Source organism: Methylobacter sp. sgz302048 (genome assembly GCF_052162025.1).
In the GTDB taxonomy this organism is placed as follows: domain Bacteria; phylum Pseudomonadota; class Gammaproteobacteria; order Methylococcales; family Methylomonadaceae; genus Methylobacter.
On record NZ_CP197401.1, the window covers coordinates 4,401,705 to 4,426,010 of the forward strand.

The window sequence follows — 24,306 nt, forward strand, 5'->3', positions numbered from 1 at the left end:
GTTTCCAACCCTCAATCCAATCTACAAGTACGTCTCCTTTTATGTAAGACAGGAGCTTTGCAAAAACCTGGCTTTACCGCTGACTAGATAATTGTATCTGCAGGGTTTCGTCTTTCAATTCAGTTCGCGTATAAGCAACCGGGTATCCGGGCCGGTCGGTCTGGATATCAGCGCTGAAACATCGCGTTGTCCATTATGGCCGGCATTCATACCCAACTGAATGGGCGCAACGGGCGGCAACTGAACCTTAAGGCCGCATCCGATTTACATGAATGCATACATTGATAACGTTACGCCATACAGAATCATATATCTATTAATTAAATATATTTATCTATTTAGATCGTTTTATTGAATAAAAAAACTCTAATAAACTGTGCACTCTGATCACAGTTTGAGCCTGGACAGACCAGATGCGTACTGAGCGAGAATGAATTCGGCACTGAATAAAAGGGGGCATTTATGGATTCACTGGAAAAATATTATCTGCTGGGCATCGCCATAGCGGCTATGGCAGGCGTGCCGGGCTTGTCGGAAGCGGCAAGCGGCCATTTCTTCACCCACGGCAATGACACGAGCAGCAAAGCTATGGCCTTTGCCGCCAGACCTGGAAGCCGAAGTTTTCAGACCGCGCCGCGAATACACAGCCAAGGAACAATTCTCCATGATGCCCGGCTTCTTCAGCAGCGCCAATCGGCTGAATCCCAAGCAGATAGCCGGCCCGAAAATCCATCGACTATCGTTCCTGCCGGCTAGGCCGCGGCGGTTCTGATCTAGCACTTTCACTCGTTACTCAAAGGCAGCGTATGGAAAACTTTACCCCTTACTCGGCGCTGGCCGGCGGCGGGCTGATAGGTCTCTCCGCCGGTCTTTTGTGGCTTTTCAACGGACGCGTTGCCGGCATTTCGGGCATTACGGGCGGATTGTTTTCGTCCCGCAGCCGCGATATCGGCTGGCGTCTTTGCTTTCTTGCCGGCTTGCTGCTGGGCCCTTTAATGTTCAGGGCAGTCGGCGACGAAACGGCAAGCCTTCATATCAGTCCGTCATTGGCGGTGCTGTCGATCGCGGGCTTGCTGGTAGGTTACGGAACCGGTCTTGGCAATGGCTGTACCAGTGGCCACGGCATCTGCGGACTGACGCGCCTGTCGCCTCGCTCTGTCGCGGCGACGCTGACATTCATGACCGTTGCCGCCGTTACAGTGTATATCGTGCGCCACTGGCCTGGTGCAGGGAGTTGGTGATGGGCGGCTATCTCTCGGCATTGTTTTGCGGAACGCTGTTCGGTCTGGGCCTGACGCTGGCACAGATGACCAATCCGGAGAAGGTGCTCGGCTTTCTTGATGTCGCCGGGCACTGGGATCCAAGTCTGGCGCTGGTCATGGCCGGCGCGCTGACGACCCTGGCCTTGATGCAACGTCTGGCCCGGCGCCGGACTGCACCGATACTGGCATCAAGTTTCAACGAGCCGAAAAAGGCGCGCATCGATGTCCGGCTTTTAACCGGTGCGGCGTTATTCGGCATAGGCTGGGGCTTGTCCGGCATCTGCCCGGGGCCTGCCATTGCCGCGCTGAGTTATGGCCGGGTTGAAATCTATGTCTTCACGGCCGCCATGTTCGCGGGCATGGGGCTTTTTCAGCGTCTGCATCGTCCCAAATAACCGGCTGCGCGTTAAGGAATCCAGTTTGGTCTTGATGTTGGGTTACGGTTGGCACGTAGCCCAAGCTATGAAACTTAACTCAACAGGCTTGCATAAGTCCTGTTTAACTGAAGTTAAGATAGGCACCCTTTCCCGTTTGCCGCGCCGAGCACCGCAGCTTTCGGCGAGAACAGCCCGCAGGGGCGCTGCAGGGATGCAGCGCGTTGCCAGAAGGGCCAAGGATGGCCCTTCTGGCAACCCTCGTCGAAAGTGAGGAGCGCAGGACACAAGCGGCAACAGGGCGGCCTTTCTTTTGGTTCCTTTTCTTTGGCCGCGCAAAGAAAAGGAACTCGCCTTCGGGTGCGACAAATCGGCAGGATGATCGATTTGCACGACATAGTCGCCTGTCAAGGCGAAAAACAGGGATGTTTTTCGTGAAACCCGATTAAACCAAACCGTCGCGCTAGCGATACTTCGCCAAACCGACCTGAATTCAACTTGCTGCGTAACACCAACTGTTTAACCTGTCTGCCCATCAACAGTTGATGCTTCCAGGCTGTTGCTTAACCAACAGCCGTTAACCAGCCCAGCCAATTCCTGCCATGCACTAAGATTTATCAATAAGTCAGTGCCGACTGGCAATTACCTCATCAAAGCAGCCGATTGCAGAAAATACAAAACATTTACCTTAATAACGGGCAATCCTAAAACCCTGGCCTGAATCTTGCTGTTCTATATCGCCAAGTCTGGAAACCCTCCAACAATGCGGTTTCCACCACGACTGATTTTTAACGAATTAAGTACAGGAAAAATCGAATGAATATGAGCGGCAAGCTGATAACCGGGATATTCGCGAGCGGATTACTCGCGCTGACGGCGCTGCCGGCAAACGCGCATCATGCCTTTTCAGCGGAATTCGATGCCGAACAGCCTATCGAGCTGAAAGGCGTTGTAACCAAGCTGGAACTGGTCAATCCGCATAGCTGGCTGTATCTGGACACTAAGCAGCCGGACGGCAGCGTCAAGAACTGGGGCTTCGAATTCGGCGCCCCGTTCAGCCTGAAGCAAAAAGGCATCACCAAGGCCAGCCTGCCGGTCGGCAGCGAAGTCACCATTCAAGGCTACCGGGCCAAGAACGGCAAGGAGTTTGGCTATGCGGTCACTACGGTACTGTCGGACGGCCGCAGCGTCAAAACCGGCGGCGCCCAGGACGCACCCGACGCGCAAGCGCAAGGCGCTGCCCAATCTCAATAGTCCGGCCCCGCCAGATCTGCCGATTCTTAACGTTGCGCGGCCTAATCGGCTGCGCGATCCAGTCGCCTGACAATCGATTTCCAGTTTCCGGCTGACTAGACCCAATTAGGCAAGGCTGCAGGCTTTGCCTAACGATCAGGAGAACATTCTTGAATACTACACCGAATAGCAACCAGGACTTAAAATCTACGGGTATTCCATTCGGGGCGAGCTTGCCGCAGCCCGGCTCAGAGCTCCCTTCGACAAGCACAGGGCGAACGGCATTTAGCGGTGGCACTGCTGAGCCTGCCCGACCTCAGGACATCGCCATGCTGACCGGCGGCATCCTGCTATTGCTGATAATGTCTATCGGCAGCGCATTCGCCGCCACTAAAAAAGTACCCAGGCTAACCAATGGCAAACCGGATTTTTCCGGGATCTGGCAAACTACCAGCGCCGCCGACTACGATCTGGAGCCGCATGCAAACCGCCAGGATGCGCCGCCCGGCGCCGGCATTATCGAAGGCCAGTACCTGCCCTATCTGCCCAAGGCGCTGGAACAGAAAAAGAAAAACTTCGAAGCCCGCGCTACCGACGACCCCGCGCTGAAAGGTTACACGTTGGGCGTGCCGCGCGGTATCTATTACCCCGAGCCTTTCCAGATATTTCAGCGTAAACAGGATTTGACGCTGGTGCATCAATTCGGCCATTCGGTACGCACGATACACACCGACGGCACCGATCATCCCAAGGACCCGTATGACTGGTGGCTGGGCGATTCCCGTGCGCATTGGGAAGGCGATACGCTGGTGGTCGACGTCAAGCACTTCAACGACAAAACCTGGTTCGACCGCGCCGGCAACTTCCACAGCGACGCGCTGCATGTCATCGAAAAATGGGCCTTCCTGGACCCGAACACGATCGAATACAAAGCCACGGTCGAAGACCCTAACGTATTCACGCGCCCCTGGAATATCAGCGTGATTCTGTACCGGCACCGGGAAAAGAATTTTCAGTTGATCGAGGATTACCGGTTCACGCTGGACTACGACCAATACTATCCGCCCAAACCCAATAAGCCATGAAACGCCGGCCAGACACAGATGAGGACGTTATGAAGCATAAAATGACACACCGACCGGCGGTTATGCCTGGATTGGCGCTTTCGGCGATGTTGATCGCCTGCCAAAGCGTCATTGCCGCGCCAGACGAGAAAAAGCCGGAAGCCAAACCGGCTCAGGCCCCAAAACAGTTAAAGCTGGGCGGGCCGGGCATCGAACAGGAAAGAAGCTTTCCCAAGATCGTCTCCGGCAAATGGAAAGGTCCAAGGCTGGCCGATGGACAGCCGGACGTTCAGGGGCATTGGTCGAACACCATCGCCAATCACAACAATTTTACCGATCCGCAAGGCGGCATCCTCAATGATCCCAATCCCAACCGGGTCGCCAAAGGCCCGCGCGAGCTGCGGGCGCCCAGCCGGGTCAGCGATCCGGCGGACGGCCAGGTGCCGTTTCAGCCCTGGGCGCTGGAGAAGGTCAAGGAATTTCAGGCCAATTTCCATAACCCGCTCAAGCCGGAATATGTCGAGCCGTTGGCTCGCTGCGCGCCGGCCGGGATTCCCAAATCGCTGTACTGGCACGGTTACGAGATCAGCCAATATCCCGGCTATGTGTTGTTCCAGTTCAACTCCGGCACCCGCATCATCCACCTGGACGGCAAGCCGCATCTGCCGGACAACATCAAACTATGGAACGGCGATTCGCGCGGCCACTGGGAAGGCAACACGCTGGTGGTGGACGTCGCCAATCATAACGGCAAGGCCTTGTTCGGCCGCTCCGGCGAATTTATCAGCGAAAACGGCCACATCCAGGAACGCTATATTTTCAGCAATGACGGCAAACGCTACACCTACGAGGCGCTGCTGACCGATCCGACCGTTTATACCCGGCCGTTCACCATAACGGTGCCGGCGCGCAAATGGACGGCGAAGGACCAGCCCAACGGTTGGCACTTCGAAGTGGAACCGGCCACTCATGCCGGCAAGGAGACGATACTGGATCAGTACGAACGCATCTGCGCCGAGAATAACGGCAGCTTTGGATTAGGCGCCGTCGAGCAGGCCAAGAAGTAAATTTTTGAGACTTGTAATATGTCACTGATCGAATTTTCCCAAACTCTTTACGACTCCGAACTGGGCACCGCGCTACGCGAATCGGTTTACATGTTTCCGATTATCGAAGGCCTGCACCTGATCGGCTTAGCCGTTTCAGTGGGCCTGCTGTTTTTTGTCGATCTGCGCCTGCTCGGCCTGTTCTTGCCGCAGTTGCCGGTCGCGCAAGTGCTGCATCCGCTCAGGCCCTGGCTGCTGGGCGGATTCATACTGACCTTCGCGACCGGAATTTTGCTGTTTATTGCGGCGGCTTCCAAAATCATCACGCTGCCGGTGTTTTTCTACAAGCTCGGCTTCATCGCCCTGGCCGGCGCCAATGCCCTGTGGTTCGAGCTGAAATGGGGGCGCAACGTCGACGCCTGGGGTGCCGGGCCGGTGCTGCCGGCCACGGTCAGAGTCGCCGGACTCACATCGCTGACGCTGTGGAGCCTGACCATTATCGCCGGACGCCTGATCCCTTATCTGAGTTACTGATGTTACGACGCCCCCCTTTCCCGTTTGCCGCGCCGAGCACCGGAGCTTTTAACAGATCAGGCCCGCAGGGGCGCGGCAGGGATGCCGCGCGTTGCCAAAGGGACAGGAGTCCCTTTTGGCAACCCCTGTTAAAAGCGAGGAGCGCAGGATGCAAGCGGCAACCGGGCGGCCTTTCTTTTGGTTCCTTTTCTTTGGCCGCGCAAAGAAAAGGAACTCGCCCTCGGGTGCGAGAACCCGATTAACACAACTGTCGCGTTAGCGATACTTTGCTAAACCGATCTAACTTCAACTGACCGCGTAACATCAGTGAGTTATCAATAACCTTAAGAATCATCATTGTTATGACAGCACTTGAAACGTTTAAAACTCTGCAATCCAGCGACTTCGGCCGATTTCTCGGCGGCCTGGACCATCTGTTATGCGCCGTGATGGAGCTCGGCCATATCGCCGGGATGATACTGCTGCTAGCGTCGGTACTACTGACCAGCCTGAATCTGCTGGGCCTGGGCCTGCGCAATGTACCGCTGGCGCAGATCGAACGCAGTACGGCTCGGCTGTTCTGGACGGGCCTGGCGCTCCTGGTGGTGTCCGGCCTGCTGATTTTCATTCCGGCCGCGACCAGCTATTACCCCAACGATTTTTTTTGGGCCAAACTTGCCCTGCTGGGCCTGGCCTTGCTGGTTTACTTGACGCTGTACCGCAAAGTCGCCGCAGTTGAATCCCGCGGCACATGGCTGGCAAAAACCACCGGCGGGCTGGTGCTGAGCTTGTGGATCGGCGTGGCGTTTGCCGGGCGCTTTATCGGTTTTTTCTGAATCCGGGAATGCCATCGACAAGCGCATGACGAGCCTTTACTTGCCGGCATCGGACTTTACCTGCTAGAGAATTCACCCCACTTATGAATTTATCCAAGAAATCCGCTCTGAAATTACTCGCCACGACCCCGGCTTTAGCCATGACCTCGCTGCTGGCGGCCTGTAATATCCCCGCGGCCGAGCCGAACCCGCCCTTCAAGCCGGCCGCGACGTTGCAGGAAATCATGACCTCTGTCATCGACCCCAATATCGACTTTGTCTGGAACTCGGTATCATCGGTCAGCACGGCCAACGGCACCGAGGAACGCCGCCCGCAAACCGACGGGGACTGGCTGGTCCTCAGGCAACATGCGTTGACCGTCGCCGAGGCCGGCAACCTGCTGCTGATCGAGGACCGGCCCATTGCGGCCGCCAGCGCCAAAACTTCCAGCGGCGGCGCCGAATTGAACCCGGCGGACATCACAAAACTGATAGCTGCCAACCGCAACGAATACGTCAATCGGGTCCATAACTTTCAGGCCGCCGCGCAGCAGCTGATCGCCGCGATAGACGCCAAAAACGTCGAGGATCTGGAAAGAGCCGGCGGCGAAGTCGAACAGGCCTGCGAACAATGTCATAGTCAATTTTGGTATCCGGGCGATAGTCGGCCCAAATAGTCGACTGCTGGGTTTAGTTCGGTAGGGTACGCATTGCGTACCATTTTCAAAATTTTCTCTATGAACCAAACCTCAAAAGGTACGCGATGCGTACCCTACGATACTCGTGCCCTACGATACTATGTTGCTGTGAAAACAGGCCATCAACAAAATATGCCTTCAGAGCAACATCCGGCGACCGGTCATGCTCATCAACATCAGATTCCGTCGCAATTTCATCCGGCACGATAAATGCTGACTATCTTGGGCTGGAGCCCTGCTCCACAAATCCGTTTTGTTAAACCATAGATAAAAGAATATGAATAAAAAAAGCAGCTTTCTTGCCGGCCTGCTCGTTCTGAGCGCCAGCGCCGCCTTCGCAGAAGAACCCCCTAAGCCCCCGTTGGGCTTCTTCGTAACCAGCACCGGCCTCGGCAAGGGTGCCGACCTGGGCGGTTTGGCCGGTGCCGATGCCCATTGCCAGAAACTGGCCAGCGAGGTCGGCGCCGGTAACCGGACCTGGCGAGCCTACCTGAGCACTCAGGCTATCGGCGACCAGCCCGCCGTAAACGCCCGCGACCGCATCGGCAAAGGGCCGTGGGCCAATGCCAACGGCGCCATCGTGGCCAACGATCTGGCCCATCTGCACGGCGACACCGTGGAGCTCGGCCAGCAAGGCAATAACGTGCACCGGAAGACAACGCTGACCGAAAAAGGCACGCCCATCAACGGGGTTGGCGATACGCCCAACCAGCACGACGTCATCACCGGCTCCAAGCCCGACGGCAGAGCCTACGCCGACGCCGCCGATCACACCTGCAGGAACTACACGAGCAGCGGAGAGGGCAGCGTTCAGGTGGGCCATTCCGACCGTACCAACCGCGGGGCTACCGGCGGCAATGTATCCTGGAACTCGACCCACGCCAGCCGCGGCTGCAGCCAGGAGAACCTGGTGAGCACCGGAGGCGCGGGCTATTTCTATTGCTTTGCTGCAGACTAAGTCTGTTTGAGCTTGATCTGTCAGGGTACGCTTCGCGTGCCCTGACCTCTACACGGCTGTTCATTGTGTGGCAACACCGTAGCATTTTTTATACGAATCTCAAAAAAATCACCGGCCATAAATTAGCCTGAGCCTGAACGGAATGAATCCAGAGCCGATTTCATCCCTCAACCCAGCCGATCTCAAAAGTAGATACGCATCGCGTACCATTTTTTAAAATGTTCAGATGGGTGAAATTCCAAAAGGTACGCAGTGCATACCCTACCAGACTGACGCTTCAATGGCTTGGCTAAGCCAATAATAGTGTTGCTTTAGAGCCCTGTAGGCTGGATTGGGGCTTTAGCAGAAACCCAGCTCCACCACTGTATGTGCTGGATTTCGTTTCTTAATCAAGCCTACAGGTTTTAAATGAAAAGAAATTACCCCTCTTAATTAATTGAATGAATAAACCTTATAAAATAAATGAAATGGAATTCAGACTTAGTATTGGTATTATCTAAATGAATAAATAAATTATGTGATACGTATCACATAAATAAATAATAATGGGATAATATATACTCTAACTCAACTGCTATAACTAAAAAATGGACAGTGGGAGAGTTAAGTTTTTATCCATTGCTTATCGAGAAATATAAATGAAAAAATCTTTATCTTTAGGCGGCTTAATAATTACGGCCGCCTTGGCTTTTCCAACATTCGCCACAGCCGCACCAATCCTTGGCCAAGGACTGCCCACAGACAATGTTAACTTAGCCGGAGGAACTGTAATTGATTTCGAATCAACAGGTGTTGTTGATGCTCCTTCTCTGTCAATAGCCGGCGTTACATTCACAGGCAATACTAATATTGAAGTAGATAGTGATTACGCTGGAGGTTATAACACCCGCGGAACTTATCATATGACCAATCATGGTTCCGGCCCTGATAGCTTCCAATTTGATTTTGACGCGCCGGTAAGCGCTTTCGGATTCTTATGGGGTGCTGCTGATTATACCTGGACATTATCCGCTTTTAACGGCAACAACTTACTTGAAACGCTCATCTTGAATCCCACATACGCCAGTAACTCAGGCGACTACTTTGGGATTGCTCATGCAGGCATTACTCATGCTACATTGACCCTAAATGGCAGCAGCGACTATGTGTTTATTGACAACTTTACCGTCAATAATGCCAATGTCAGCGCTGTTCCCGTTCCTGCCGCCGTCTGGCTGTTTGGCTCTGGCTTAGTGGGACTGCTGGGTTTTAATCGCAAGCGCTCTTAGTCATTATTAGCACAGATACAATCACTGTTATCTAATGCTGTAACCGCCTTTCGGGTAATCCGTAGGCGGTTTTTTATTATCTTCCATTTCTGATAGTTCAGTAAAAGGTACGCATTGCGTACCTTTTGAGGTTTGGTTCATCGAAAAAATTTCAGAAATGGCACGCGATGTGTACCCTACAATACTTCAGTTACAAACTACTTTGCCGGCGTCGCCGTAGCCGGCCCAATGCCGACGATTTGCAGAATCGTGTCTTCGTCCTTGGCGCCGTCGTAATGGACTTCATTGCCGTAATGGGTGACGAAACTGCCGGCCGGGACCGGTTTCAGGTGCGCCGGATCGTAGTCGGTGCCGGTGCCTACCCACCAGGTGCCGGAAATCACAGTGATGAATCTGTCGTTGGGATGCGAATGCGGCTTGCTGTTGTGATGCGCTTTCCACTTGTTCAGAACCACATACAGGCCCGGTTTGCTCGGGTCGCCGACCAATACTGCCGTCTCCGAGCCGCTGGGGTTGGGAACCCAATTGATCTGCTCCGGCAGTTTGATCGAAATGGCCCTGGGATCGAGATCGGCCGCGGTTGCGGTGCCGAAGCTTCCGAGCAAAGCAAGCGTCAGGGTTAATTGTGATAACTGATGGCGGGAAAAAATACCAGACATCTGATCCTCCAGAATAAGTTGTTGAACAGTTCAGTAGGGTACGCATCGCGTACCTTTTGAGGCTTGATTTAGACACTGAGAAGGTACGCGATGCGTACCCTACAATGCTTTGCGGAAACCCTGCATATCACCGATTAGGTGTCCCTATGCCGGGTTTCGTTCCTCAATCTGGCCATGGCGCCAAGCGGTACCTACTCATTACAGGTACGCTTGGCTGCAATGAAGTTTGCCGCATCACTCGCGAATGCGGATCAGATCGTGGCAGCCCTTGCAGGAAGCGCCGACTTTGCCGAACTGTGCTTTGATCGCGCCGGCATCGCCTGTGGCGGCCACTTTCGCCAGTTCGTTGGCTTCCTTGATGAAAGTGGCGTCGAGTTCCTTGGCTTCATCCTGTTTCTGGAAGAATTCAGGCCGCAGGCGGGATTGTTTCCAGCCTATGCCCTGGTCCGTACCGGGACCGTAGAGATTGATCAGGCCGGAATTGGCGGTCGCGGCAATGGCGTTTGCGGCCGCTATAATCTGATCTTTGTTGAAGGTTTCGGGATGGTCGACCACCTGGCTTTTGATTTTCCCCGTGTTCCAACTCAGAAACGAATAGGCGGACTGGCGGAATCTTATCTGCTCTTCAACCTGACCTGACAACGCTGCGGTTGTCACAGCAGTCAGCGCTAACGCGAGTGGCAGTTTTACTTTCATTGTATTTAGCTCCTTTAGAGTTATAAAAAATGGTCTTAACGTTTTACCAACCCAGCCTGACCGCCGCGGTTTGCAGGCTGTCGACCGGATTGAGATAGCTCGCCACGTTCCCGCTCCAGATGCTCCAGACCAGCGTGCTGGAAATCACCACGGTCATCAGGAAACGCAACGCTCCAACCGCCGGAATCGATGATGCCTGGGCCTTGTGCACTTGTTTCCTGCCCGTCAACATCGGAAGCACCAGATTGTTCTTTTTGACCAGCTGATGAAATGCGATGGCGGCCAGATGCAATGCCAGCAAACCCATCAGCACATCCAGCGCCAGCGCATGGATGCCGCTCAATTTGTCGCTCAAGGATTTGTCGATCAGGCTGAACAGCGGCCCTTCGAAGGCGATGTCGTCATTGGCGAACAGGCCCGTGGCGGCGAGCACGGTCAGCACCGCCAGCAGCGCCAGGACCGACAAGGCCCCGACCGGATTATGGCCGACGCCATGCCAGTTGCCTTTGAAATAGGCGGCAAGACGGCCGAAAGTCGGGAAGAAATTGACGAACCGGGCATGCGTCGTGCCGACAAAGCCCCAGATGATACGGAAGATCAGCAAGCCCAGAATCAGCCCGCCTATGCGGCCATGCCAGTCGGTCAGATCGCCGCCGAGCTTGCCGGTGACATAAGCCCCGACGACGGCTATCACGAGCAGCCAGTGAAACAGCCTGAGCGGCCAGTCCCAGATGTGTACGGTTTCTTTCATGGTTGTCTCTCCTTATCCTGAATATTTGACGGTGCAGCCGTAAGGCTTGGTGACGGGTTGGCTGACGGGCTTGCCGGCATCCAGTTCAGCTAATGCCGCGCTGACATAATTTTCGGCTTTGGCGATGTCTTCCTTGTCGGCTGAAGGGATGCTGTCGATGCCGCCTTTATAAACCAGCACGCCTTCGGGATTGATGATGAAAAATTGCGGCGTATTGGTGGCTTCATAGAGCCGGCCGATTTTACCGTCCGGATCGAACACGGTGTTGGCAGGCTCAGCACCACGCTCGGCATTGAGCTTTTTGGCCGTTTCGCCGTCGATGTAGCCTTGCTTGCCGGGCGCCGAAGAAATGACCTGCAGCCAGACGATGCCTTTGGCGGCGGCGCCTTTTTGCAGGTTCGGGATGTTGCCGCTTTCGTAATGCTTCACCACGAACGGACATTCATGGTTGGTCCATTCCAGGACTACGGTCTTGCCGCGCAGATCGGCGAGATTGATGCTGCTGCCGTCGGCGGCCGCGCCCGAGAACAAAGGCGCGGCCTGATTGACGACAGGCGAGGCATGGGCCGTCATGGAAGCCAGGACAAAAGCCAGGCCCATTAAGGCGCTCCGGTAAAATTGATTCAAAAACATGACTGACTCCTTATGGTTAAATAAAAAACGCTTTCAGGCTCTCGGCTGCTTAAAACACCAGCAGGGCCAGACAAGCCCCGCCAAAGGTGAATCCGCACAGCATCCGCACTCTTTTGTCCAACAGCCAGGGCTTCCAGGCGTTGGCGCTTCTTTCATTGCATATCGCATGCCAACCGGAAATCGCGGTTTTCACCTTGAGATTGATCGCCCTCAACAGCCTCGCCAGACGGTAAAGGCCGTACAAAAACATCCCCAGCATCAAATAAAAAACGATCACCTGAGTGGTATGGCGGCTCGTTTCGAAGACGTGGTGGATCACTTCATCCAGCGTGAATTCGAGCAACTCATAAATTTCAACCACGATTTCCATCAGCAGATGAAAGGTCTCAACCGGCATCACTACAGCCAGAATCAAAACGGCGGCGGTTATGATTATCTGTATTTGTTTGCTGCTCAGCATCTTCGCCCTGACATTAAAAAATTCATACGCATTTATCCTTCCCTGGTTATTGCGCCGCCATCCAATGCAGCGTCCTGGATGAGGCAGCAAACCGGTCCATTGATTTGCTGCTGAACTTGATCCTTCAACCGCGAAACGGAAGCCGCCTTATAACTTTGCAGGTCTGCACGCTCCACACCTGGACTTGATCGCGCTGTGCTTCGCCTGTCATCATCACTTTTTCGGCTCGTTTGCTTCCTTAATGGGAGTGCCGTTTCCTTTGCACTCCCTTGTTCCTACACTCTGTAGGGTATGCATTGCATACCCTCTTCAAAATTTGCCGGCTCATCACAACTCTGAACAGGTACGCGGTGCGTACCCTACGGCTCTCACTGATCATTCGTGGAAACTGCCGTGACAGCCTGCGTTACGATCTCGGGCGTCAGTATCTGCGGCAGCACAACCGGACCCGCCGCCGTGCCGCCGGGGTAATAGACGTAGAGCGGCACGCCGCTGCGGCTAAATTCCGCGAGTTTCCGAGTAATTTCGGGATCGCGGTTGGTCCAGTCGCCTTTCAGGTAAGTAATGCCCGCTTGCCTGAAGGTATCGATCACCGAACGCTGGTTCAGAGCGACTTTTTCATTGACGAGGCAGCTAATGCACCAGGCCGCCGTAAAGTTCAGAAACACCGGTTTACCTGCGGCGCGCAAGGCTTTGAGGCGTTCGTCCGAGTAGGGCTGCCAAGCTTTGCCTTCGGCGGCGGTTGAAGATTTGGCTTCTGCGGCAACACCGGCTTCCACGCCGTAATAACCGCCAGTCAAAACCAGCGCCAACGTCAGCACGGCAATGCCCTCGCCGCTATGCTGCGCCGTTTCGCCGCCGGTTTTAGTGGATTCATAGAGCCAGGCTGCGAAAGCGATCGCCACCATGCCGCCCAGCGCGACGACAACCGCATCATTCCCGCCTTGTTGCGCCAGCACCCAGACCAGCCAGACGGCCGCCGCGTACATCGGGAAAGCCATGCCCTGCTTGACCCGTTCCATCCAGGCGCCGGGTTTCGGCAGACAGCGCTGCAGGAAAGGCCAAAAGCTCAACAGTAGATAGGGCAAGGCAAGGCCTAAGCCCAGGCTGAGAAAGACGGTCAGCAAAACCAGCGGCGGTTGAGCCAGCGCGAAGCCGATGGCAGCCCCCATGAACGGCGCTGTGCAGGGCGTAGCGACGATTGTCGCCAGCATGCCCGTGAAAAAACTGCCCGTATAGCCGGGCCGTTCAGCCAGCGAAGCGCCGATGCCTGTGGCCGAACCGCCTACGGAAAAAACGCCGGACAGGCTGAGCCCGACCGCGAACATCAGATAGGCGACGGCCAGCACGAACACCGGCGACTGAAACTGAAATCCCCAGCCGATCTGTAAGCCGCTGGCTTGCAGTGCGATCAGCAGCGAGCCCAGCAGCGCGAAACTGAAAAGCACGCCTGAGGTGTAAGCCAGCCCGTGCAGGCGCGTTTGCAGCGGCGCCTGATGCGCATGCTTTATGAGCGACAGCGCCTTGATGGAAAGCACCGGAAACACGCACGGCATCAGGTTCAATATCACGCCGCCCAACAAGGCCAGGAACAGTGCCGACGGCAGCGCCAGATCGGGTTCCGCAGCTAACGAAGCACCGGCTTTGGCCGCAGCCAATGGCACGTCGATAATAAACCCGCGCGTCACCGGCCCATCCCGGCCATCTTCCGTTATCGCCAGCACGCCGTTGAAACGGCCGCCGACAGCCGGCGCATCATCGCCTGGCTGCAGTTTCAGCTCAATGGTATCGCCGCTGCTCAGCCAAGGCTGGTCCGCGTTGTGCGCAATCCGGCCCCAATCGAGCGGATAAAACCAGATATCCTTGATGTTGTCGGGCTGCAATCCCGTGCCGGTGATCCGCAGCGTCAAGCCGCTATTATCGCTTGCGGCGCTGACCGGCCAGGGGCTGGCTGACGGCAGACTGGCCTGGGCCTTACCGATCAGCGCGCTGCCGCGGCCGCGATCCTGACCGGGCGCGGCGACGGGCAGGTCCAGCGCCAGTTCGACCCGCTGAGGAATGCAGATTTCCTCGCAAACCAGCCATTTGACCTTGGCCTTGACCGGGAACACGCCGCTGACGTCATCCGGCACCTTGATGCTGGACAGCAGCGTGACTTCGTTCTCGTAGCCGTAATTGGCCACAGGACCCAGCGTGATGCGGCTCGGCGTCGGCCATTGGATGGCGCCGGCCGTGGCGCCGGCGGGCAGATCGTAGTCAATCGTGGTGGCCAGCCCCGAATCGCCGGGATTGACCCAGTAGGTATGCCAGTGCGGAATGATCGTCTGATGCACGCCCACCTGAATCGTATCGCCCGGGCGCACGGCATCGACTGAGGCGATCAACTGCGCCCTGACCTGCTCGGTAGCGGCTTCAGACGGGCCGGCATCGGCATCCGAGCAAGTCAGCGCCAGTAAAGCGATCGGTATGAGACGAAAGATCAGCATGGAAACCTCGCGATAGTCAGTCGAACATGAAGGAACTAGGCGCGCAGATGGTCATTGAAAAAACGGATGGTGCGCTCCCACGCCAGTTTTGCCGCCGCCGCGTCGAAGCGCGGCGTGGTGTCGTTGTTGAAGCCGTGCTGCACGCCCGGGTAAATGTGCGCCTCATAGTTGACGCCGGCAGCTTTCAGGGCCGCCTCATAGGCTGGCCAGCCGGCATTGATGCGTTCATCGGCGCCGGCAAAGTGCAGCAGCAGCGGCGCCTTGATGTTTGCCGCCTCTTCCGCCGCCGGCTGGCCGCCATAGAAAGGCACGGCCGCCGCCAGATCGGGAATGCGGGTCGCCAGGAAATTGGCGATGCCGCCGCCGTAGCAGAAACCGACCACGCCGACTTTGCCGTTGCCTTCCGGCAGTTTCTTCAGCACATCGACGGCCGCGATAAAGTCGGCCCGCGTCTTGTTCTGATCCAGCGCCTTGAAAAGATCGCGCGCCTTGTCTTCATCGCCCGGATAACCGCCCAGAGAAAACAAGGCATCCGGCGCGAAAGCGATAAAATTATCCAGAGCGATGCGCCGCGCGATGTCTTCGATGTGGGGATTCAGGCCGCGGTTTTCGTGCACCACCAGCACCACCGGCAGTTTGCCTTTGACCTTGGCCGGCTTCACCAGATAGCCGCGTATCGTCTGGTAGCCGTCCGGCGACGGATAATGCTCGTAGCTTGCTTCAATGCGGGTATCGTCAACGGCAACCTGCTGCGCCTCAGCGAATTTCGGGTTCAACGCCTCAAGCAGGCCTTCCGCAGTCAGCCCCAGGACCGCGTATTTGGCTGCCGAGGCCAAAAATCCCCGCCGGGACAGATCGCCGTGGACGTAATGATCGAAAAGCGTCAGCACTTCCGGATTGAAGTCGTTTGCTGTTTTACGCGTCATGGAAGACTCCTTGAATGATGTCCTGATAAAAAGGTCGGTTTCAGAGCCCTTGATAGAGGCTGCACGGATTTACATGGATTACAGCAAGCATGAGGAAGGGGTGCCGTTATCCACGCTTGGGTTGTGTCTCCATTGATCACAGTCTCCACCGCAAACTCTGAAACCGAATTCATAAACGCCTTACTTCGCCCTGCCGCCGTAGCCTGCTGCCAGCAGAGGAATTCTGTAGGCGGCGCCGCGTCCTACCACATAAAGCGTTTTCTTGTCCTTGCCGGCGAAAGCCAGATTCTGCGGCTTTTTAGGCACCGGGATGACGCCCAGCGCTTCGCCCTTGCTGCTGAATACTTCGATGCCGGCGTTGGAGGCGACATACAGCCTGCCCTCGGCATCGACTGCCAGCCCGTCCGCGCCGCTGGACCAGCCGTTTTCGGTATTTTTCCAGCCTTCCAGCTTGGCGAAGTTGCGCTTGTTCTGGATTGAGCCGTCGGCGGCGATGTCATAGGCGAGAACATGCTCGCCCTGGGTATTAGCCACATACAGCACTTTTTCGTCAGGGCTGAGCTGAACGCCGTTCGGACGCTCGATATCGTTGGCCAGGCGCGTCAGAGAGCCGGCCGGCGTGATGTAGAACAGCCCCGGTTTTGAAACCGGCGGATTAGGGTTTTCCTTGGTCGGGCGCGTGCCGCTGTCGGTAAAGTAAATGCCGCCGTTTTTGGCCAGAACCAGATCGTTAGGCCGTTGGAAAGGCTGGCCGTCGAAATTGTCAACGATGGTCTTCTCCTGCCCTTGAGGATGAATCACGCCTACGCGGGTGTTGACGACCTGCACGGCGACGAGTTCTCCATTGGCATTTACGGCCAGACCGTTGGCGCCGTTTGTGTTTTCCAGGAACGTTGAAACGGTATTGTCGGGCGCGATGCGCACGATGCGGTTGGCATTGGTTTCGGTAAACAGCAGGCTGCCGTCCGCCAGGCCGACAGGCCCTTCCGTGCCGTTGAAGCCGTCCTTGACCAGATCGATGACGACGCCGCCGGCCGCCACGCCAGGGATGGGCGGCGTGACTGGATCGTCTGCCTGAACCGAGGCGCTGAAGGCAATTGCGCTAATAAGCGGGACTAGCTTGTTAAGTATTTTTTTGGGTAACATCTTTTATCTCCGAATGCGTATAAAATTATTTAAAAGCTACTGCTGACCCTTACACCAAACCACTGCGGCCAATTTGGCTGCCAGGTATTCCAGGTTCTGGCAATAGGTTCTTGATTGTTAAAAATATTCTTTCCGACCACCGAGACATCAAGCAGTCTGTCGACGCGACCAATGCCAATCGAAAAATCCGTCGTGGTATTGGCTTTAATGACACCGTATGTTGATAACGAGTTATCCGAGTTGAATGCGCTGGTATACGTAGTGGTAAAACTGGTATGGAATTCAGCTTTATCAAAACCTACCCTGGCAAGGGGGTAACGAACTTCCGGGCTGATACTGAAGGTAAATTGAGCAGATCCGGGAAGATTTTTGCCCGTTGCGTCGTATAACACCGGCGCGCCGGGATATCGCAGTTCAACCGGCGTTACGGCGTTGGTGAAATCGGTGTAAACCGCATCATTCCAGGCGCCGGAAAAATTAATCGCGGTATAGGGGAGTCCAGTGTAAGAACCATCGATTTCCACACCCATTATGCGGACGCCTTCTGCATTGCCGCTGCCAGAGATGAATACGGGATCGGCATTAGGATTGGTTTGGCGATCTATGTTGGTAGTGAATTCGTCAAATACCAACGCCGGCTGCTGATAATCCTCTATATCCATCCAAAAGAAATCGGCATGCAAGGCTAATGTGTCGTTGAATAGATCCGATTTGAAACCTATCTCGAAGGCATTGGTGGTCTCTTCTTTAATTTTCTGAATTGCGCCATTCGGGACATCCAGGAACCCCGGCTTTTGGCTGAATCGCCAGGACACATAACCCGTCAGATCTTTGTTGAATTTATAACTCGGACTTACGAGGAATGTAGGCTGAACATCTTCAATGACGCCATCTTGGAAGTCCCAAAGATTCCCTATACGGCCATCACGAATGGATTTTGCCGCACCGATCTGGCTTTTCTGCGCAGCAGTCAGGTCCGCGTAATTTTGCTGATTAAAATATTTAAGTGCCGCCGCGTTAGCTGCTGCGACCTGCTTGGGGTCGGCCAGCGCACTCGCAGGCATAACGCCTGACTTGTCCGTTTCAAAACCGCCTAACTGGATACCATTGACGGCAGCCTTGTTCAAGACTGAACCGCTTCCGTTATCGGTCAAGACTTGCTTGACGGATAGTTTGCGTTTTTCATAATTGACCCGGGCGCCGGTCGTGATGTTAAAAGCATCGTTTACATGCCATTCCGCTTGCCCGAAAAGTCCCGCGGAATCATTTTCTATAATACGATTACGCCATCTGATCAGGCCGTCAGCAGAATCCGACATCAATTGTCTGCCGTTATTATCGGCATCGAGCACATTGTATTGGCTATTACTGGCGTACCAGGCGCCTGCGTCCTTGCCATAAGAAGCCCAGTTGTTGTACTGCATATCGCGCTTCAGATAGAGCGCGCCAGCCTGATAATCGACCAGATCTTTATAATGTGAGCCGATGCGAAATTCCTGGGTAAAATGCAATAACTCAGGTACATGCCCGCCGGTAAATCCGCCTCTGTTGACATCGAAAGGCGTACCTTCATCATTGGCGGCCCGGAATTCAAAATCTCTGAGCGAGGTAATCGAGGACAGTTTGAAATCGCCTGCATTCCAATTAAGGTCAATCAATCCACCTTTGCTAGCCGTTTGAATGGGTTGGCTGCTGTCCTGATCAAAGGCGTCAGTGCGAAAGTAATTGGCAAGGGTATAATTTGGCTTGGCATCCCTGAACCAACGCCTGCTTGATCGTGTCTCAAATGACGAATTCAAAGACGTATTCGGTGTGCCGTTGGCAAATTGACGCGGCAGTGGCGTGAAAAAATCATTGCCATTGAATGACTCATCCTGTTTAACATTCGCGTCAAAGCTGATACGGGCGTTGAAATCTTCGGTTGGCGTAAACAACAACTGGAGCCGACCCGCTGCACGATCTCTGTTGTACCAAGTCTGGCGCGGATTCGATATATTTTCGTACGCGCCATCGGCTTTGTTGACGTGAATGGCGCCCCGCCAAGCCAGTAAATTGTCAATCACAGCGCCGCCGCCGGCCGCATCGGCAATGTACGTATCATAATCGCCATAGGTCAGAGAAAAATTGGCGTCTGACGCAAAAGCCGGGTGTCTGGGCGTAATCGCAATTCTGCCCATGTTAAAATTTTTGCCGAAATCGGTACCGGTCGGTCCTCGATCCACTTGCACATAAGCTAAGTCGTATTGATCAAAGCTTGTCAGCGGATTGTATACATACGGCACGCCATCGAAGACGGTTCCAATACTGGGATCCATGGCATCGACCAAGCCCTGTTTTCCCAAGCCCCGCAGCGATAAACTGCTAGTGCGGGCATTGCCCGGATCGAATTTGACGTTGCCTGAGCGTTTTAGAATGCCTTCCATGTCGAATGCCAACTCCCGCGCCAATTCCTGTCCTGTCCGCACCGAGGTGGAAGTCGGGACGTCTTTTAGTTTTTTAAGCCGCGGCTGCGCGCGTACCACGACTTCGCCAAGGTCTTTGGTCTTGTTTTCTTCAACGGCCGCTTCTTCTGCAAGGGTTTCTTCAGCAGCCTGAGGTTTGGCTGAGGTATCTTCAACGACTGGCGCATTCTCAACCTTAAGCGTTTTTTTAAGAGATTGGTTCTCTTTCCTCGCCGCTTCCAGCTCCTGTCTCAGCCGGGCATTCTCGGCTGCAAGGTCCTGATCGTCAGCGAAAGCATAATCAGGCGTGAATAATGAAGCGCTGGCAATAATGATTGCCGCACAGCTCAGCAGTATAGGTTTATTGTTGATTCCTGTGGTTTTTCTTGTTGAGTCTGATGAAGCTTGAGCATCTTCAGTCGAAATGGTCTCATCAAGATTATCGTACGCTATCAGCCACATCAGCTCTTCGTTCAACAACGCCAGCTCGTCACTGCCCTCCGTCTGTTGCCGATTACTGTCAAAATTCATTGTCACTACTCATTAATAATTATTCTCAAAACTTTTGGAATAGCCCGTCGGTTGACGAGCATCCCGTGTGTTCGGGACAAAGCATCCCTGAACCGGCCCTGGGCAGGCCGGTTAAATCACTTCCCACGCAATGATTTATTGGTTATTTGGCGATAGTCAGAACCGACAGCTTGGCAATGCCGGCACGTTCTATCGATGACATCACCTTGGCTACGATGCCGTATTGCACGGCATCGTCCGCGTTCAGGTTGAGCGCTATTTCAGGGTCGGCGGCCTTGCGGGTTTTCAGCTCGTTTTCGAAGGATTCCAGCGGAATCTCGGTCTTGTCGATGAACACTTTCCCCTGCGCATCCACGCTGACATAGACGGCCTCCTTTTCTTCGGGCGGCGCCGTTTCGGCCGTTTCGGGCAAATTGACATGGATGGCGTTGGTCAGCAAAGGCGCGGTCACGATGAACACCACCAGCAATACCAGCATCACGTCGACCAAGGGCGTGACGTTGATTTCACCCATGACGTCATCGCCGCCGTCTTCTCTCGTATTAAAGGCCATCAGGCGTGCGCCCCCTTCGCTGGCAGTTCTTCGTCATTGAGGATGTGCTTTCTGTTGCCGGCCGCATCAGCAAGGCGGGACGCCGTATGCCGGGCTGCAGGGCGTTTGATGATGAACGAGGTTTTCAGGGCGAGATGCACGAAATCGATGGCGAAATCGTCAAGAAATGCCCAGATCACTTTGTTTCTGCGGATAAAGAAGTTGTAGGCGATGACCGCGGGCACGGCGACGGCGATACCGACGGCTGTCGCGATCAGCGCTTCGCCGATGGGACCGGCCACCACGTCCAGACTGGCCGAACCGCTTTTGCTGATGCTGGTCAGCGCGCCCATGATGCCCCAGACCGTGCCGAACAGACCGACGAACGGAGAGATACTGCCGACGGTCGCCAGGATCGCGAGCCCGCTTTCCAGCGCGCCGCGTTCTTTCTGCATCTGCTGGCGCAGGCGGCGGTCAAGCAGTTCCTGACGATCGCCCGTATGTTCCAGATCGTGCGTCGTCGTGCCGCCATCAGCTTCTATCAGCGTTGCGAAACCGGCCTGGGCGACTCTCCCTGCCGGCCCTGCATAAGTGCCCAACGCGGCGGCGGCCTGAAAATCCTGCGCGCCCCAGAACTGTTTGCTGAAGACGCGGTTGTGATGGGAAATCCGCAGGTGCTGTATGCCTTTGATCAGGATCAAGGCCCAGGTCGCCACCGAAAATCCGATTAATACCCAGAGCGTGCCGTCGACGATGACGGCCGAGGTGATGTCCGAACCGGCCGGAGCAATACCGCTTGCAGCGGAAGCAACCTGTTCCGTAGCCGCGGATGCGGCATGAGCAGCGCCCGCGGGCGCGTCGGTAATGCCTGACGCCGCAGGATTGGCAATACCAGTGCCCGGCGGTGTTTGCGAAACTGGAGATGTGGTTTGTGTCATTGATAAATCCTCAACTTAAATTAAACGTGATAGGAACGGTTACCCAGCCTGCAATCGGCGTATCGCCGCGCTTTGCAGGAACGAAAGACCATTTCTTGACCGTGCTGACGGCGGCATCGTCCAGCACCTTCTTGCCGCTGGACTTTATGACGGAAATCTCGTCCGGCTTGCCGTCAGGCTGGACGTGCACCTTCATCAGCACGCGTCCCTCCCAGCCTCGCTCCATGGCAATCTCGGGGTATTCCGGGGCCGGGTTATTCAGATAATCGGCGCCCGCATGCGGCTGCGTTACTTTCTCCTCGACGGGCGGCGCGGGCGGGGCCGCTACGGGAGCCGGACTGACCGGCGCATTGGATTCGGCAGCCGAGGTCGGCTGAGGCGTTGGCGGCGGCTCAACGATATCCTCGACCGGTTTTGGCTTGACCTTCGGTTTTTGCGGCTTGAGCGGAACGGCTTTTTTCTGCACCGGTTTCGGCTTGGCCTTGGGTGGAGGAGGCGGTGGCGGCTGAATGACTGGTTTCGGCTGCGGTTTAACCAGGGTGATTTGCACTTTTGGCGGAACCTTGGGCTGAACAATTTCTTCCGGCTCAAAATCCGCCCGTTCGAAATGGTCAACCAGCGCGGCATGAATAAAAATCGACAATATGCCTAACGCCAGATAATCGATAAGCTTCCGATCACCTTTATCGGATTCAAATCTGAAGTCGTCCAAGACCGCGACTGCCCCTGCAGAGGGCAAGAATGACGCATCGAATTCATTGGCAGCGGTTTTAAAGGAGAAAATGCGCGCCAAGTTATTGGGAGATGTAATTCCTGGTTCAACTTGCTGAAAGTTCTTTACAGGGCGGTTCATACTGTTCACTCAGTTCCTTGAACGACACCGATCGGTGTCAATTCATTAGTAATAATTGCAAACGAGGCCACAACCTTAAGCAGACTGGTCTCAATCGACTTCAAGACAGCCTAATCACAATCCGTGCCATGTCTGGCACAACCTGAGCTCGATCACTAACAATGCCAATGAATTCAATGACTTTAAAAACAGAAAATCTTTGCGGCCGATTTGCTGACCGCAGTCGCGGCCATGCGCCTGGCTGCACTCTCAGCAACAAGCTGTTTATGGCCTGCTGTCTCAGCAACAGCGCTAAAGTGTCGCTAGCGCGACGGTTGTGTTAATCGGGTTCATCGCACCCGAGGGCGAGTTACTTTCTTTTGCGCGGCCAAAAGAAAGTAACCAAAGAAAAAGCCGCCCGGTTGCCGCTTGCTTCCTGCGCTCCTCGCTTTTAACAGGGGTTGCCAAAAGGGACTCCGTCCCTTTGGCAACGCGCGGCATCCCTGCCGCGCCCCTGGCGGGCCTGCTCTGTTAAAAGCTCCGGTGCTCGGCGCGGCAAACGGGAACGGATGCCTGTCGTAACATCAGTTATTGGTCAAAATATTTTTATTACGAAAGATATGAAGACTTTTTAATTCAAATGCTTGCCAATGTTTTTGATGAATTCATGAAGTGATGGGAAGAAATGACAACACCTTGCTTTTCTTCGTGCGCTTCGTGTTCTTCGTGGTTTCATGAGATAACCTGGATAGCTTCTTATATATGTCAATAACAGATAATGTTATGAAAAATGATCATTTAAACTCATATATATTAACTGTTAAAGTAATTCGCAACACCCATTAAGCCAGCCACAACCCGAATAACAACTATGGCCAAATACAGAGATTCCGACTTTTACAATGCCTCGCCCGAGCTTCAGGACGGACCGCTGATCACGCTGCCTGATCCTAGCTCGCATGCCTTGTCCATCAGGGCAACGGCGCTGGTTTTTGCCGATCCGGCATCGCGGCATTTGTTCGATTATATTCAGCGCATCGCGCCTAGCGAGGCGACTGTGCTGATCATAGGCGAGACCGGCACCGGCAAGGAGCTGGCCGCCCGCCAGGTGCATGCGCTCAGCAATCGCAAAAACGGGCCGTTCGTAGCGGTAAACTGCGGCGCTTTTTCGGAATCGCTGGTGGAAAGCGAATTGTTCGGTCATGAGAAAGGCGCCTTCACCGGCGCATTGAATGCCCGCAGCGGCTGGTTCGAAGCCGCTAACGGCGGCACGCTGTTTCTCGATGAAATCGGCGATCTGCCCCTCTCGGCGCAGGTCAAGATATTGCGCGTCCTTCAGGAACGCGAGGTGGTACGCCTGGGCGCGCGCCAGGCCATTCCGATCGACGTGCGCCTGATTGCCGCGACCAATATCGATTTGAGTGCGGCCGTGCAAGCCGGGCGCTTCCGCGAGGATTTGTATTACCGGCTCAATGTCGCGGCGCTGAATTTATTGCCGTTGCGCGAACGGCCGGGCGACATTCTGCCCCTGGTGAGGCATTTTCTGGAACGCTACGGCAAACGGATGGGCTTGTCTTCTGTCATGTTGGGCGACGATGCGGAACGCGCGCTGCTCGATTATGCCTGGCCCGGCAACATCCGCGAACTGGAAAATATCATTCACCATGCACTGCTGATCTGCCGGAATGGCAGGGTCGCGGCCGCAGACCTGAATTTAAACGCCAGCGTCATCAGTCCGCTTAGTGCGCCCGCGCGTGCGCCCCTGTCTTCCCCGATCAAGCCTCTGGAAACGGTATTGGCCGACTTGTACGAGCAGCCGGCAGCCAATCTGTTCGATACGCTGGAAGAAACCATCATCCGCACGGCCTATGCCTATTGCGAGAACAATCAGGTGCAGACGGCTCGTCTGCTTGGCATCAGCCGCAATATCCTGCGCCACCGGCTTAAACGGTACGGATTTTTAACATCTTGAGCAACTGCGCAATCATCTTTATCTATTTATTGAATATTTCAATCTAATTTGATCGTTTTATTGAAAATATAA

At 54.9% G+C, this 24,306-nt stretch carries 24 protein-coding genes; 12 read left to right on the forward strand and 12 right to left on the reverse strand.

The features are described from left to right. Nucleotides 1–462 precede the first annotated feature (462 nt). The 11 genes from ACTNE6_RS19695 (at nucleotide 463) to ACTNE6_RS19745 (ending at nucleotide 9,231) form a co-directional block, all read left to right on the forward strand. Complete coding sequence (locus ACTNE6_RS19695; protein ID WP_442498008.1) at nucleotides 463–756, forward strand: hypothetical protein; 294 nt, start codon at nucleotides 463–465, stop codon at nucleotides 754–756. A 50-nt stretch (nucleotides 757–806) separates the two neighbouring features. Continuing rightward, a complete protein-coding gene (locus ACTNE6_RS19700; protein ID WP_442498009.1) occupies nucleotides 807–1,241 on the forward strand; it encodes a YeeE/YedE family protein in 435 nt (144 codons plus the stop codon). Continuing rightward, nucleotides 1,241–1,657, forward strand: coding sequence for a DUF6691 family protein (locus tag ACTNE6_RS19705; RefSeq protein ID WP_442498010.1), 417 nt, complete (start codon nucleotides 1,241–1,243; stop codon nucleotides 1,655–1,657). Before ACTNE6_RS19700 ends, ACTNE6_RS19705 begins: the two co-directional genes overlap by 1 nt. A 795-nt stretch (nucleotides 1,658–2,452) precedes the next feature. Further along, the gene (locus ACTNE6_RS19710; protein WP_442498011.1) at nucleotides 2,453–2,890 is read left to right on the forward strand and encodes a DUF6152 family protein; all 438 of its coding nucleotides are present in this window, start codon (nucleotides 2,453–2,455) and stop codon (nucleotides 2,888–2,890) included. A gap of 149 nt (nucleotides 2,891–3,039) precedes the next feature. Further along, on the forward strand, nucleotides 3,040–3,954 hold the full coding sequence (locus ACTNE6_RS19715) for a hypothetical protein (RefSeq protein ID WP_442498012.1): 915 nt from the start codon (nucleotides 3,040–3,042) through the stop codon (nucleotides 3,952–3,954). A 41-nt stretch (nucleotides 3,955–3,995) separates the two neighbouring features. Further along, the gene (locus ACTNE6_RS19720; RefSeq protein ID WP_442498013.1) at nucleotides 3,996–5,000 is read left to right on the forward strand and encodes a hypothetical protein; all 1,005 of its coding nucleotides are present in this window, start codon (nucleotides 3,996–3,998) and stop codon (nucleotides 4,998–5,000) included. 18 nt (nucleotides 5,001–5,018) lie between these two features. Further along, on the forward strand, nucleotides 5,019–5,513 hold the full coding sequence (locus ACTNE6_RS19725; RefSeq protein ID WP_442498014.1) for a DUF6644 family protein: 495 nt from the start codon (nucleotides 5,019–5,021) through the stop codon (nucleotides 5,511–5,513). Between the two features lie 341 nt (nucleotides 5,514–5,854). Further along, entirely contained in the window at nucleotides 5,855–6,328 is a 474-nt protein-coding gene (locus ACTNE6_RS19730) for a DUF6644 family protein (protein ID WP_442498015.1), read from the forward strand. Between the two features lie 83 nt (nucleotides 6,329–6,411). Then, a complete protein-coding gene (locus ACTNE6_RS19735; protein WP_442498016.1) occupies nucleotides 6,412–6,984 on the forward strand; it encodes a cytochrome c in 573 nt (190 codons plus the stop codon). A gap of 298 nt (nucleotides 6,985–7,282) precedes the next feature. Beyond that, on the forward strand, nucleotides 7,283–7,963 hold the full coding sequence (locus tag ACTNE6_RS19740) for a lectin (protein WP_442498017.1): 681 nt from the start codon (nucleotides 7,283–7,285) through the stop codon (nucleotides 7,961–7,963). Nucleotides 7,964–8,601: 638 nt separating this feature from the next. Further along, complete coding sequence (locus tag ACTNE6_RS19745; RefSeq protein ID WP_442498018.1) at nucleotides 8,602–9,231, forward strand: VPLPA-CTERM sorting domain-containing protein; 630 nt, start codon at nucleotides 8,602–8,604, stop codon at nucleotides 9,229–9,231. 197 nt (nucleotides 9,232–9,428) lie between these two features. Here the strand turns inward: ACTNE6_RS19745 and ACTNE6_RS19750 are convergent, their stop codons facing one another. From ACTNE6_RS19750 to ACTNE6_RS19805, 12 genes are all read right to left on the reverse strand, one after another. Next, entirely contained in the window at nucleotides 9,429–9,890 is a 462-nt protein-coding gene (locus ACTNE6_RS19750) for a cupin domain-containing protein (RefSeq protein ID WP_194971881.1), read from the reverse strand. A gap of 234 nt (nucleotides 9,891–10,124) precedes the next feature. Continuing rightward, nucleotides 10,125–10,586, reverse strand: a complete 462-nt coding sequence (locus tag ACTNE6_RS19755) for a c-type cytochrome (protein WP_194971882.1) — start codon at nucleotides 10,584–10,586, stop codon at nucleotides 10,125–10,127. Between the two features lie 43 nt (nucleotides 10,587–10,629). Further along, nucleotides 10,630–11,337: a cytochrome b/b6 domain-containing protein gene (locus ACTNE6_RS19760; protein ID WP_442498019.1), complete on the reverse strand. Its 708-nt coding sequence runs from the start codon at nucleotides 11,335–11,337 to the stop codon at nucleotides 10,630–10,632. Between the two features lie 12 nt (nucleotides 11,338–11,349). Then, nucleotides 11,350–11,970 (reverse strand): redoxin domain-containing protein, encoded by a 621-nt coding sequence (locus ACTNE6_RS19765; RefSeq protein ID WP_442498020.1) that lies wholly within the window; start codon nucleotides 11,968–11,970, stop codon nucleotides 11,350–11,352. A gap of 49 nt (nucleotides 11,971–12,019) precedes the next feature. Continuing rightward, nucleotides 12,020–12,430 carry a hypothetical protein gene (locus ACTNE6_RS19770; RefSeq protein WP_442498021.1) on the reverse strand — a complete coding sequence of 137 codons (411 nt, stop codon included), beginning with the start codon at nucleotides 12,428–12,430 and terminating at the stop codon, nucleotides 12,020–12,022. A gap of 368 nt (nucleotides 12,431–12,798) precedes the next feature. Further along, on the reverse strand, nucleotides 12,799–14,916 hold the full coding sequence (locus ACTNE6_RS19775) for a protein-disulfide reductase DsbD family protein (protein WP_442498022.1): 2,118 nt from the start codon (nucleotides 14,914–14,916) through the stop codon (nucleotides 12,799–12,801). A gap of 35 nt (nucleotides 14,917–14,951) precedes the next feature. After that, nucleotides 14,952–15,842 carry a dienelactone hydrolase family protein gene (locus ACTNE6_RS19780; RefSeq protein WP_442498023.1) on the reverse strand — a complete coding sequence of 297 codons (891 nt, stop codon included), beginning with the start codon at nucleotides 15,840–15,842 and terminating at the stop codon, nucleotides 14,952–14,954. A 180-nt stretch (nucleotides 15,843–16,022) separates the two neighbouring features. Further along, entirely contained in the window at nucleotides 16,023–16,988 is a 966-nt protein-coding gene (locus ACTNE6_RS19785; RefSeq protein ID WP_442498024.1) for an SMP-30/gluconolactonase/LRE family protein, read from the reverse strand. A gap of 29 nt (nucleotides 16,989–17,017) precedes the next feature. Further along, nucleotides 17,018–19,960: a TonB-dependent receptor domain-containing protein gene (locus tag ACTNE6_RS19790; RefSeq protein WP_442498025.1), complete on the reverse strand. Its 2,943-nt coding sequence runs from the start codon at nucleotides 19,958–19,960 to the stop codon at nucleotides 17,018–17,020. Between the two features lie 142 nt (nucleotides 19,961–20,102). Further along, the gene (locus tag ACTNE6_RS19795) at nucleotides 20,103–20,513 is read right to left on the reverse strand and encodes an ExbD/TolR family protein (RefSeq protein ID WP_331819931.1); all 411 of its coding nucleotides are present in this window, start codon (nucleotides 20,511–20,513) and stop codon (nucleotides 20,103–20,105) included. After that, nucleotides 20,513–21,430 (reverse strand): MotA/TolQ/ExbB proton channel family protein, encoded by a 918-nt coding sequence (locus tag ACTNE6_RS19800; RefSeq protein ID WP_442498026.1) that lies wholly within the window; start codon nucleotides 21,428–21,430, stop codon nucleotides 20,513–20,515. The genes ACTNE6_RS19795 and ACTNE6_RS19800 overlap by 1 nt, the downstream gene beginning before the upstream one ends. 10 nt (nucleotides 21,431–21,440) lie before the next feature. Beyond that, a complete protein-coding gene (locus ACTNE6_RS19805; RefSeq protein ID WP_442498027.1) occupies nucleotides 21,441–22,142 on the reverse strand; it encodes an energy transducer TonB in 702 nt (233 codons plus the stop codon). 991 nt (nucleotides 22,143–23,133) lie between these two features. On the opposite strand from ACTNE6_RS19805, the gene ACTNE6_RS19810 reads away from it, so the two are divergent. Beyond that, nucleotides 23,134–24,234: a sigma-54 interaction domain-containing protein gene (locus ACTNE6_RS19810; protein WP_442498028.1), complete on the forward strand. Its 1,101-nt coding sequence runs from the start codon at nucleotides 23,134–23,136 to the stop codon at nucleotides 24,232–24,234. Nucleotides 24,235–24,306 lie beyond the last annotated feature (72 nt).

Bases quoted from the DNA above. Each gene is read 5' to 3' on its own strand.
- ACTNE6_RS19695 (WP_442498008.1), top strand. From the start codon at position 463: ATGGATTCACTGGAAAAATATTATCTGCTGGGCATCGCCATAGCGGCT.
- ACTNE6_RS19700 (WP_442498009.1), top strand. From the start codon at position 807: ATGGAAAACTTTACCCCTTACTCGGCGCTGGCCGGCGGCGGGCTGATA.
- ACTNE6_RS19705 (WP_442498010.1), top strand. From the start codon at position 1,241: ATGGGCGGCTATCTCTCGGCATTGTTTTGCGGAACGCTGTTCGGTCTG.
- ACTNE6_RS19710 (WP_442498011.1), top strand. From the start codon at position 2,453: ATGAATATGAGCGGCAAGCTGATAACCGGGATATTCGCGAGCGGATTA.
- ACTNE6_RS19720 (WP_442498013.1), top strand. From the start codon at position 3,996: ATGACACACCGACCGGCGGTTATGCCTGGATTGGCGCTTTCGGCGATG.
- ACTNE6_RS19725 (WP_442498014.1), top strand. From the start codon at position 5,019: ATGTCACTGATCGAATTTTCCCAAACTCTTTACGACTCCGAACTGGGC.
- ACTNE6_RS19730 (WP_442498015.1), top strand. From the start codon at position 5,855: ATGACAGCACTTGAAACGTTTAAAACTCTGCAATCCAGCGACTTCGGC.
- ACTNE6_RS19735 (WP_442498016.1), top strand. From the start codon at position 6,412: ATGAATTTATCCAAGAAATCCGCTCTGAAATTACTCGCCACGACCCCG.
- ACTNE6_RS19740 (WP_442498017.1), top strand. From the start codon at position 7,283: ATGAATAAAAAAAGCAGCTTTCTTGCCGGCCTGCTCGTTCTGAGCGCC.
- ACTNE6_RS19745 (WP_442498018.1), top strand. From the start codon at position 8,602: ATGAAAAAATCTTTATCTTTAGGCGGCTTAATAATTACGGCCGCCTTG.
- ACTNE6_RS19750 (WP_194971881.1), bottom strand. From the start codon at position 9,890: ATGTCTGGTATTTTTTCCCGCCATCAGTTATCACAATTAACCCTGACG.
- ACTNE6_RS19755 (WP_194971882.1), bottom strand. From the start codon at position 10,586: ATGAAAGTAAAACTGCCACTCGCGTTAGCGCTGACTGCTGTGACAACC.
- ACTNE6_RS19760 (WP_442498019.1), bottom strand. From the start codon at position 11,337: ATGAAAGAAACCGTACACATCTGGGACTGGCCGCTCAGGCTGTTTCAC.
- ACTNE6_RS19765 (WP_442498020.1), bottom strand. From the start codon at position 11,970: ATGTTTTTGAATCAATTTTACCGGAGCGCCTTAATGGGCCTGGCTTTT.
- ACTNE6_RS19770 (WP_442498021.1), bottom strand. From the start codon at position 12,430: ATGCTGAGCAGCAAACAAATACAGATAATCATAACCGCCGCCGTTTTG.
- ACTNE6_RS19775 (WP_442498022.1), bottom strand. From the start codon at position 14,916: ATGCTGATCTTTCGTCTCATACCGATCGCTTTACTGGCGCTGACTTGC.
- ACTNE6_RS19780 (WP_442498023.1), bottom strand. From the start codon at position 15,842: ATGACGCGTAAAACAGCAAACGACTTCAATCCGGAAGTGCTGACGCTT.
- ACTNE6_RS19785 (WP_442498024.1), bottom strand. From the start codon at position 16,988: ATGTTACCCAAAAAAATACTTAACAAGCTAGTCCCGCTTATTAGCGCA.
- ACTNE6_RS19790 (WP_442498025.1), bottom strand. From the start codon at position 19,960: ATGAATTTTGACAGTAATCGGCAACAGACGGAGGGCAGTGACGAGCTG.
- ACTNE6_RS19795 (WP_331819931.1), bottom strand. From the start codon at position 20,513: ATGGCCTTTAATACGAGAGAAGACGGCGGCGATGACGTCATGGGTGAA.
- ACTNE6_RS19800 (WP_442498026.1), bottom strand. From the start codon at position 21,430: ATGACACAAACCACATCTCCAGTTTCGCAAACACCGCCGGGCACTGGT.
- ACTNE6_RS19810 (WP_442498028.1), top strand. From the start codon at position 23,134: ATGGCCAAATACAGAGATTCCGACTTTTACAATGCCTCGCCCGAGCTT.